1 protein-coding gene is annotated in these 9,800 nt (G+C 74.4%); it reads right to left on the bottom strand.

All coding sequences use genetic code 11. The features are described from left to right. Window positions 1-17: 17 nt before the first annotated feature. Window positions 18-9,767 (bottom strand): type I polyketide synthase, encoded by a 9,750-nt coding sequence (locus ACIHCX_RS19635; RefSeq protein WP_400031026.1) that lies wholly within the window; start codon window positions 9,765-9,767, stop codon window positions 18-20. Window positions 9,768-9,800 lie beyond the last annotated feature (33 nt).

The following is a 9,800-nucleotide window of genomic DNA, read 5'->3' as shown; positions in this document are numbered from 1 at the left end:
CGTGTGCCAGCTCTCTTTCAGTTCGCCGAGTTCTCGGCGGCCAGCCGCAGCAGGGCTTCGGCGTCCATGTCGTCGAGGTCGAGGGAGTCCGCCGCGTCGTCCGCCGCGGTGGCGCTGTCCTCGGTGTCGTCGGACTCGGCGAGTTTCAGAACCATGTCGAGGAGGCCCGCCTTGCGCAGCCGTCCGATCGGGACGGTGGCGAGGGCCTCGCGGATACGGGCATCGGGGTCGTCGGCGCGGCCGGTGTCCGCCTCATCGGGTGCGGTGCCGTAGAGCAGCGAACCGATGTGCTGGGCGAGGGCCGCGGGGGTCGGGTAGTCGAAGACCAGGGCGGCCGGCAGGGGCAGCCCGAGGGCGGCGCGGAGCCGGTTGCGCAGTTCGACGGCGGTGACGGAGTCGAAGCCGACGTCGCGGAAGGCGCGTGAGGCGGGCACCGCGTCGGGGCTGTCGTGGCCGAGGGTCGCGGACGCCTCGGCGCGGACGGCCTCGACGAGGGCACGGGCGCGTTCGGCGGTGGGCAGCCCGTCCAGGCGGGCGCGCAGCGGCGGCGCGGCCGCGTCGGCGCCACCGTCGGCCGGGCCCTCGTCGCTGAGGGCCGAGACGGCCTCCGGGACGGTGCTCAGCAGGGCGCTGGGCCGGTTCGCTGTGAAGGCGGGCGCGAACATCTCCCAGTCCATCAGGGTGACGGCGACCGCGGTGTCGTCGTTCTCGAGCATCTGGTCGAGGGCGCCCAGCGCGTGTTCCGGTTCCATGGCCAGCACGCCCTGGCGGACGAGCCGGTCGTGGACCTCGGGGTCGGTCGCCATGCCGACCTCGCCCCAGGTGCCCCAGGCCACCGACGAGGCGGTCAGGCCGAGGGACCTGCGGTGCTCGGCGAGGGCGTCGAGGTAGGCGTTGGCGGCGGCGTAGCCGGGCTGGCCGCCGCTGCCCCAGACCGCGGCGCCGGACGAGAACAGCACGAACGCGTCCAGGTCGAGGTCGGCGGTCAGCTCGTGCAGATGCCGGGCGGCGGTCAGCTTGGCACGCATCAGCGCGTCGAGCTGACCGAGCGTCAGATCGGCGACCGGGGCGTCGTCGTGGGCCACACCGGCGGAGTGGAAGACCACGGTGAGCGGCGCGTCCTCGGGCAGCTCGGCCAGCAGCGCGGCGAGCGCGTCCCGGTCGGCGGCGTCGCAGGCGGCGATGGTCACCCGGACGCCCAGCTGTTCCAGTTCGGCGCGGAGTTCGGCGGCGCCCGGGGCGTCGGCGCCGCGCCGGCTGGTCAGCACCAGGTGTGCGGCGCCCTGTTCGGCGAGGCGGCGGGCGACCCGGCCGCCGATGCCGCCGGTGCCGCCGGTGACGAGGACGGAGCCGTGGACCGGCGGGCGCTTCCCGGAGCCGGGTACGGCCGGGGCGGCGTGGGCGAGGCGGCGGGCGAGCACGCCCGAGCCGCGGATCGCGAGCTGGTCCTCGCCGCCCGCGTCGGCGAGCAGTCCGGTGAGCCGGGCGGCGGCCCGGGTGTCGACCGTCTCCGGCAGGTCGATCAGACCGCCCCACCGGTCGGGGTGTTCGAGGCCGATGACCCGGCCGAGGCCCCACAGCGCACCCTGCACGGGGCTGCTGAGGACATCGCCGCGGCCGGCGGCGACACCGCCCCGGGTCAGGCACCACAGGGGCGCGGTGAGTCCCGCGTCGCCGAGGGCCTGGGCGAGGAGGAGGGTCTGGGCGAGGCCGAGAGGCACCGAACCGTGGTCGGTGTGGAGTGCCTCGGCGGCGGCGAGCAGCGAGACCACGGCGTGGAACTCCCCCTCGTCCTCGCGGAGCTGGGCGAGCTGCGCGGCCCAGGCGGCCCGGTCGGTGCCCTTGGCCTCGAAGCGGACGGTGTCCGGGCCGAGCGCGTCGAGGACGGCGGTGGCCCAGGGGGCGCCCGCATGGTCCGGCGAGATCACCGCGAGCAGCCGGCCGGCGGGCCGGGCCGTGCCGGGTTCGGAGACCCGGTTCCACTCGATGTGGTAGCGCAGGGCGTCCGCCCGGGAGCGGGTGAGGGAGCGGGTGCGCCAGGCGGACAGCGCGGGCAGCACGTCGCCGAGCCGGGCGGCGCCGTCGTCGGCGGGCATGCCGAGTTCACCGGCGAGCGCGTCGAGGTCCTGGTTCTCGACCAGTTCCCAGAAGGCGGCGTCGGAGGCGTCGGCGGTGCCCGCGGGGGCGGCGGCCTTCGGCTCGGGCCAGAAGTCCTGCCGCTGGAAGGGGTAGGTCGGCAGGTCGACGGCCGCGTACGCGGGGCGGTCGAAGGCGGTGGTCCAGTCGACGGCGATGCCGTGGGTGTGCGCCTCGGCGAGCGAGGTGAGGAACCGGCGGCGGTCGCCGTCGTCGCGGCGCAGCGTGCCGAGGACGGCGCCGGTCTCGGCCGACTCCACCGCGTTCTCGGCGAGGCTCTCCTGGGTCTCCTGGATCGGGGCGGCCAGCACCGGGTGCGGGCTGATCTCCACGAACACCCGGTGTCCGGAGGCGATGAGGGCGCGGGTGGCGTCCTCCATCAGCACCGTCTGCCGCAGGTTGGTGTACCAGTAGGTGCCGTCGAAGGCCGCCTCGTCGAGCCGGGCGCCGGTGACGGTCGAGTAGAACGGCACCTCGGGGGTGCGGGGGCTGACGGGGGCGAGGACGCGGGCGAGTTCGTCGCGCACGGCCTCGACGTGCCGGCCGTGCGAGGCGTAGTCCACGGACACCTTGCGGGCCCGTACGTTCTGCTCGCGGCAGGTCTCCAGGAGTTCGTCGAGGGCGTCGGCGTCGCCGGAGACGATCACCGAGGAGGGGCCGTTGACGGCTGCGATGGACAGCGCCTCGCCCCAGGGCTGAAGGAGTTCGGTGACGCGTGCGGCGGGCGCGGAGACGGACATCATGCCGCCGAGCCCGGACAGCTGGGGCAGGGCCTGGCTGCGCAGCGCCACGACGAGGGCGGCGTCCTCCAGGCTGAGCGCCCCGGCGACATGGGCGGCGGCGATCTCGCCCTGCGAGTGGCCGACGACGGCGGCCGGTTCGACGCCGTGTGACCGCCACAGCGCGGTGAGTGCGACCATCATCGAGAACAGGGCGGGCTGGACGACGTCCACGCGCTCCAGGAGCTCCGGGTCGCCCTCGCCGGCCAGCACGTCGTGCAGCGACCAGTCGGTGTACGGGGCGAGCGCCGCGGCGCAGTCGTCGACGGCGGTGCGGAACACCTCGGAGCCGGCGAGGAGTTCGCGGCCCATCCCCCACCACTGGGAGCCCTGGCCCGGGTAGACGAAGACGGGCCCCGTGGAGTCCGGTCCCACGGTGCCGGTGACGACGCCGGGGGCGGACGCGGAGGACACCACGGCCTCCAGGCCGCGGGTGAAGTCCTCGGGCCGGCTGCCGAGGACGACGGCACGGTGGTCGAAGGCGGTCCTGGTGGTGGCCAGGGCGTGTCCGACGCGGGAGGGCTCGACGGTGACGTCGGTGCCGGTGGTCGCGGTCAGCAGCCGGGACGCCTGCTCGCGCAGCGCCTGCGCGGACTTGGCGGACAGCAGCCAGGGGACGAGCGGGGCGTCCTCGATGTCACCGGCGGGTTCTTCGGAGGGCGCCTCGACGGGCTCCTCGGCGGGCGGGGCCTGCTCCAGGAGGAGGTGGGCGTTGGTGCCGCTGATGCCGAAGGAGGAGATGCCGGCCCGGCGGGGGCGGTCCTGGGTGGTGGGCCAGGCGGTGCGCTCGCGCAGCAGGGTGACGGCGCCGGAGGTCCAGTCGACATGGCTGGAGGGCTCGTCGATGTGCAGGGTGCCGGGCACTTCGCCGGCGTGCATGGCCATCACCATCTTGATGACACCGGCGACGCCCGCGGCGGCCTGGGTGTGGCCGATGTTGGACTTCACCGAGCCCAGCAGCAGCGGCTGTCCGCCGTCGCGGCCCTGGCCGTAGGTGGCGAGCAGGGCGCCGGCCTCGATGGGGTCGCCGAGCTTGGTGCCGGTGCCGTGCGCCTCGACCACGTCGATGTCGGCGGTGCCGAGTCCGGCGTTGGCGAGGGCCTGGCGGATGACCCGCTGCTGGGAGACGCCGTTGGGGGCGGTCAGTCCGTTGGAGGCGCCGTCCTGGTTGAGGGCGGAGCCGCGGACGACGGCGAGGACGCGGTGGCCGTTGCGGCGGGCGTCGGAGAGCTTCTCCAACAGGACGACGCCGACGCCCTCGGCGAGGGTCATGCCGTCGGCGGCCTCGGCGAACGGCTTGCAGCGGCCGTTCTCGGCCAGTGCGCGCTGCCGGCTGAAGCCGACGAACGCGTGCGGGGTGGCCATGACGGCGGCGCCGCCGGCCAGGGCGAGGCTGCTCTCGCCGCTGCGCAGGGACTGGCAGGCCAGGTGCATCGCGACCAGGGAGGAGGAGCAGGCGGTGTCGACGGTGACCGCCGGGCCCTCGAGGCCCAGCAGATAGGAGACCCGGCCGGACAGCACACTGGCCGCGGTGCCGGTCATCATGTGCACCTCGGCGCCCTCGGTGCCGTTCTGCACGCTGCTGGAGTAGTCCTGGTAGCTGGCGCCGAAGAAGGCGCCGGTGGCGGTGGAGTGCAGCGACTCGGGGTCGATGCCGGCCCGCTCCAGGGCCTCCCAGGAGGTCTCCAGGAGGAGCCGCTGCTGCGGGTCCATGGCCAGCGCCTCGCGGGGCGAGATGCCGAAGAACCCTGCGTCGAAGCCGGCCGCCTCGTGCAGGAAGCCGCCGTGCACGGAGTAGGTGCGGCCCTGCCGGTCGGGGTCCGGGTCGTAGAGGCCGTGGGCGTCCCAGCCGCGGTCGGCGGGGAACTCGGAGATGACGTCGGCGCCGTCGAGGGCGAGCCGCAGCAGCTCCTCCGGGGTGTTCGCGCCGCCGGGGAAGCGGCAGCTCATGCCGACGATGACGATCGGGTCGTCATCGGCGCCCGCGGTGACCGCGGCGGTGGGCCGGTCGCCGGCCGTGCCGGTGGTGCCGAGCGCGGTGGCCTTCAGGAACGTGGCGAGCGCGACCGCGTTGGGGTGGTCGAAGACCATGGTGGACGGCAGGGTGAGCCCGGTCGCGGCGACCAGGCGGTTGCGCAGGTCGACGGCGGTCACCGAGTCGAAACCGATGTCGCGGAAGGCGCGGCGCTCCGGGACGGTGTCGGCGGAGGCGTGGCCGAGGACTGCGGCGGTCTCCTCGCGGACCACGGAGAGCACGATCCGGTCCTGCTCGGCGGCGGACACGCCCTGGAGGCGGGCGGCCAGGCCGCTGGTGGCGGTGGCCCTCGCGGCGGGCGCGGCCCGGTCGGCCAGCAGCCGCGCCACCTCGGGGATCCGGTCGAACAGGTGCGAGGGCCGTCCGGCGGTGAAGACGTCGTGGTACGTGCCCCAGTCGATGTCCATCAGACCGATGACGTTCTCGTCGTCCTCCATGACCCGGGTCAGGGCGGTCATCGCCAGCTCCGGGTCGAGGTACTCCAGGCCGCTGCGGCGGATCTGGTGCGGGTCGGCCAGCTCGCGCTCGAGGTCGTCGGGCCACTTGCCCCAGTGGATGGAGGTGGCGCGGGCGCCACGGGCGCGGCGCTGTTCGGCGAGCGCGGACAGATAGGCGTTGCCCGCGACATACGCGGCGTGCACGCCGCTGCCCCACATGCCGGCGGTGGAGGAGTACAGGACGAAGTCGTCCAGCTCCTCGTCGTCGAGGAGTTCGTCGAGGATCCGGGCGCCGGTGACCTTGGCGTGCACCACGTCGGCGAACGCGTCGACGGTGGTGTCGGCGAGGGCGGCCAGCTCGATGACGGCGGCCGTGTGCACGACCGTGCGGACGGTGCGGCCCTCGGCCTTCAGGTCGGCGAGCAGGGCGGCGACCGCGTCGCGGTCGGTGATGTCACAGGCCGCGAACTGCGCCTCGGTGCCCGCCGCTGCGAGTTCGGCGGCGAGTTCGGCCGCGCCGGGGGCGTCCGCGCCGCGGCGGCTGAGCAGCACCAGGTGCTCGGCGCCCTGGGCGGCCAGATGGCGGGCGAGTCCGGGGGCGAGGGTGCCGGAGCCGCCGGTGACCAGGGTGGTGCCGCGCGGCTTCCAGGAGCGGGCCTTGCGGCGGGTGTCGCCGCTCGCGCGGACGATGCGGCGGGCGAGGACACCGGCGGGCCGCACGGCGAGCTGGTCGTCGTCGCCGAGCGCGCCGGCGAGGGCGGCGACGAGCCGCTGGGCGGCGCGGGCGTCCAGCGCCGCGGCAGGTGACGTTTGCCCGTCAAGGAGCGGCGTCCGGTGCGTGCTCTCGGCGTGCCGGCCGGAAGTCCTCGTACTGGACGTACTTGGGCTTTCGGCCGGTGCGGCGAGAGTGCGTGCCGGGCGTCGCGACGGGGCAGACGTCGCCTGTTGCGGCGCTGGCGCCTCGGGCAGGTCGACGACGCCGCCCCAGCGGTGGGGGTGTTCGACGGCGACGGTCCAGCCGAGTCCGGCGATCTGGCTCTGCAGCGGCCGGGTGACGGGGTCGGACGGGCCGGTGGAGAAGGCACCGCGGGTCAGGAACCACAACGGGGCCGGGACGTCGGCCTCGCCGAGGGCCTGGACCAGCGACACCGACAGCGCGAGTCCGAGGGTCAGTCCGGGGTGGCGGACGGAGTCCTGTTCGGCGTCGGCGAGGACGGAGACGATGCCGGTGAGGCCGTCGGTGTCGGTGAGGCGCTCGCGCAGGACGGCGGGGTCGGTGCAGCTCTCGTCGAGGACCAGGCGGCGCACCTCGGCGCCATGGGCCTCCAGCGTCTCGGCGACGTCGTCGTCGACGCCGCCGGCGGACACCAGCAGCCAGGTTCCGTCCAGGGTGGCGCGCGGGATCTGGGCCAGCGGCTCCCAGGTGACCCGGTAGCGCCAGGAGTCGACGGTGGAGCGCTCGCCGCGGGTGCGGCGCCAGGAGGCGAGGCCGGGCAGGATCGCGGCGACGGACTCCTCGTCGGTGCCGAGCGCCTCGGTCAGGGCGGAGACGTCCGCCTGCTCGACGGCCGCCCAGAAGTCGGCGTCCATCGGTGCGGAGGCCGAACGGTCCACGATGGCACGGTCGTTCCAGTACCGCTCGTGCTGGAAGGCGTAGGTGGGCAGGTCGACCCGGGTCGCGCCGGTGCCCTCGAACAGCGGGGCCCAGTCGACCTGGACGCCACGCACGAACACCTGGGCGGCGGACAGCAGGAAGCGGTCGACACCGCCGTTGTCACGGCGCAGGGTGCCGGAGGCCACGCCCACCACACCGGCGTCGTCGATCATGTCCTGGACGGACATGGCAAGCACGGGGTGCGAGCTGACCTCGATGAAGGCGCGGTGCTCGGTGTCGAGCAGACCGCGGATGGCGTCCGCGAACAGCACCCGGCCGCGCAGGCTGCGGAACCAGTAGCCGGCGTCCATGACGGTGGTGTCCAGCCAGTCACCGGTGACCGTGGAGAACAGCGGAACCTCGGACGCCTTGGGCGCGACCTCGGCCAGCAGCTGGAGGATCTCGTCGTGCAGGTCCTCGACATGGTGGGAGTGCGAGGCGTAGTCCACGGGTACGCGGCGCACGCGCACGCCCTCGGCGGTGAGCAGCTCGGACAGCTCGTCCAGGGCGCCGGGTTCACCGGAGACCACACAGGAGCGGGGGCCGTTCTCGGCGGCGACGGACACCCGTCCACCGAACGCCTCCAGACGGGCCTCCACCTCGGCGACGGGCAGCGCCACCGACATCATCCCGCCCCGCCCGGCCAGCGTCCGGCCGATGGCCTGGCTGCGCAGCGCCACCACCCGGGCACCGTCACGCAGCGACAGCGCACCGGACACCACGGCCGCCGCGATCTCACCCTGCGAGTGACCCACCACCGCGTCCGGCTCCACACCCTGCGCCCGCCACACCGCGGCCAGGGACACCATCACGGCGAACGACGCGGGCTGGACGACGTCCACGCGCTCCAGCGTCGGAGCACCCTCGACGCCCCGCAGGACGTCGACCAGGTCCCAGTCGGTGAACTCGGCGAGCGCAGCGGCACATTCGACGATCCGCTCCGCGAACACCAGCGACTCGTCGAGGAGTCGGGCACCCATGCCCACCCACTGGGAGCCCTGGCCCGGGAAGACGAAGACGGTGCGGCCGTCGACGTCGGCGACGCCCTCGGCGAGTCCGTTCCAGGACTGGCCCTCGGCCAGCGCGCGGCTACCGGTGAGCAGTTCGTCGCGGCCGGCCCCGACGACGACGGCCCGGCGCTCCAGCAGGGCCCGGGAGGTCAGCAGGCTGTGGCCGACGTCCTGGGGGCGCGGCTCGGTGTCGGCCTCGAAGCGGGTGACGAGGGCGGCTGCCTGGTCGCGGAGCGCCTGCTCGGAGCGGGCGGAGAGCAGCCACGGCAGGGCACCCGGCACGGCGGCCGGCTGCTGCGGGGCGTCCTCGGTCTCGGCGTCCTCGGCGGGCACGGGGGCCTGCTCGAGCACAGCGTGGGCGTTGGTGCCGCTGATGCCGAAGGAGGAGACGGCGGCGCGGCGTGGACGGCCGGTCTCCGGCCAGGTGACGGCCTCGTTCAGGAGGCGGACGTGGCCCGACTCCCAGTCGACGTGGCCGGAGGGCGAGGCGGCGTGCAGGGTCGGGGGCAGCACGCCCTGACGGAGCGCCATGACCATCTTGATGACGCCCGCGACACCGGCGGCGGCCTGGGTGTGGCCGATGTTGGACTTCAGGGAGCCCAGCCACAGGGGCTGTTCGGGGCCGTGCTCCTGGCCGTAGGTGGCGAGCAGGGCCTGTGCCTCGATGGGGTCGCCGAGCCGGGTGCCGGTGCCGTGCGCCTCGACGGCGTCGACATCGGCCGCGGTGAGGCCGCAGTGGTCCAGGGCCTGGCGGATGACCTGTTCCTGGGCGCGGCCGTTGGGGGCGCTCAGGCCGTTGGAGGCGCCGTCCTGGTTGACGGCGGACCCACGCAGCACGGCGAGCACGGGGTGGCCGTTGCGGACGGCGTCGGAGAGCCGCTCGACGACGAGGACGCCGACGCCCTCGCCCCAGCCGGTGCCGTCGGCGTCGTCGGAGAACGCCTTGCAGCGGCCGTCGTTGGCCAGGCCGCCCTGGGCGCTGAACTCCACGAAGACGGACGGCTCGGCGAGGAGGGTGACACCGCCGACGAGGGCGAGCGAGGACTCCCCGCGGCGCAGCGACTGGGCCGCCAGGTGCAGGGCGACGAGGGAGGAGGAGCACGCGGTGTCGACGGTGACCGCCGGCCCCTCGAGACCGTAGACGTAGGAGAGCCGGCCGGACAGCACGCTGGCGGCGGTGCCGGTCAGGGCGTGGCCGTGGAGTTCGGTGGCGGTGTCCGCGGAGGGGGCGCCCCAGTGGTAGGAGCCCACGAAGACGCCGGTCGAGCTGGAGCGCAGGGAGGTGGGGGCGATGCCGGCCCGCTCCAGGGCCTCCCAGGAGACTTCGAGCAGCAGGCGCTGCTGGGGGTCCATGGCGGTCGCCTCGCGCGGCGAGATGCCGAAGAATCCGGCGTCGAAGTCGGGGGCCTCGTAGAGGAATCCGCCCTCGTGCGTGGAACTGCTTCCCTCGCCGTTTCCGGTGAGTGCCTCGATGTCCCAGCCGCGGTCGACGGGAAAACCGGAAATGGCGTCCCCGCCGGATTCCACGAGTTCCCACAGGGATTCCGGCGATCTCACTCCGCCCGGCAGCCGGCAGCTCATTCCGACGATCGCGACGGGCTCGTTGTCACGGGATTCCAACTCGCCTATGCGGCGGCGGGCGCGGCGCAGATCGTTGGTGACCCGGCGAAGGTAGTCGACAACTTTTTCCTGCTGGTTCTGCTGGGGTTCCGGCATCGGGTCCGTCCTCGTCATCGGGTCGCGAACGAA

The sequence above is a fragment of the Streptomyces sp. NPDC052043 genome, from assembly GCF_044548235.1.
Classification (GTDB): Bacteria; Actinomycetota; Actinomycetes; order Streptomycetales; family Streptomycetaceae; genus Streptomyces.
Note: the sequence above shows the minus strand (reverse complement) of the source record. Positions and strands in the feature narration are given on the sequence as shown.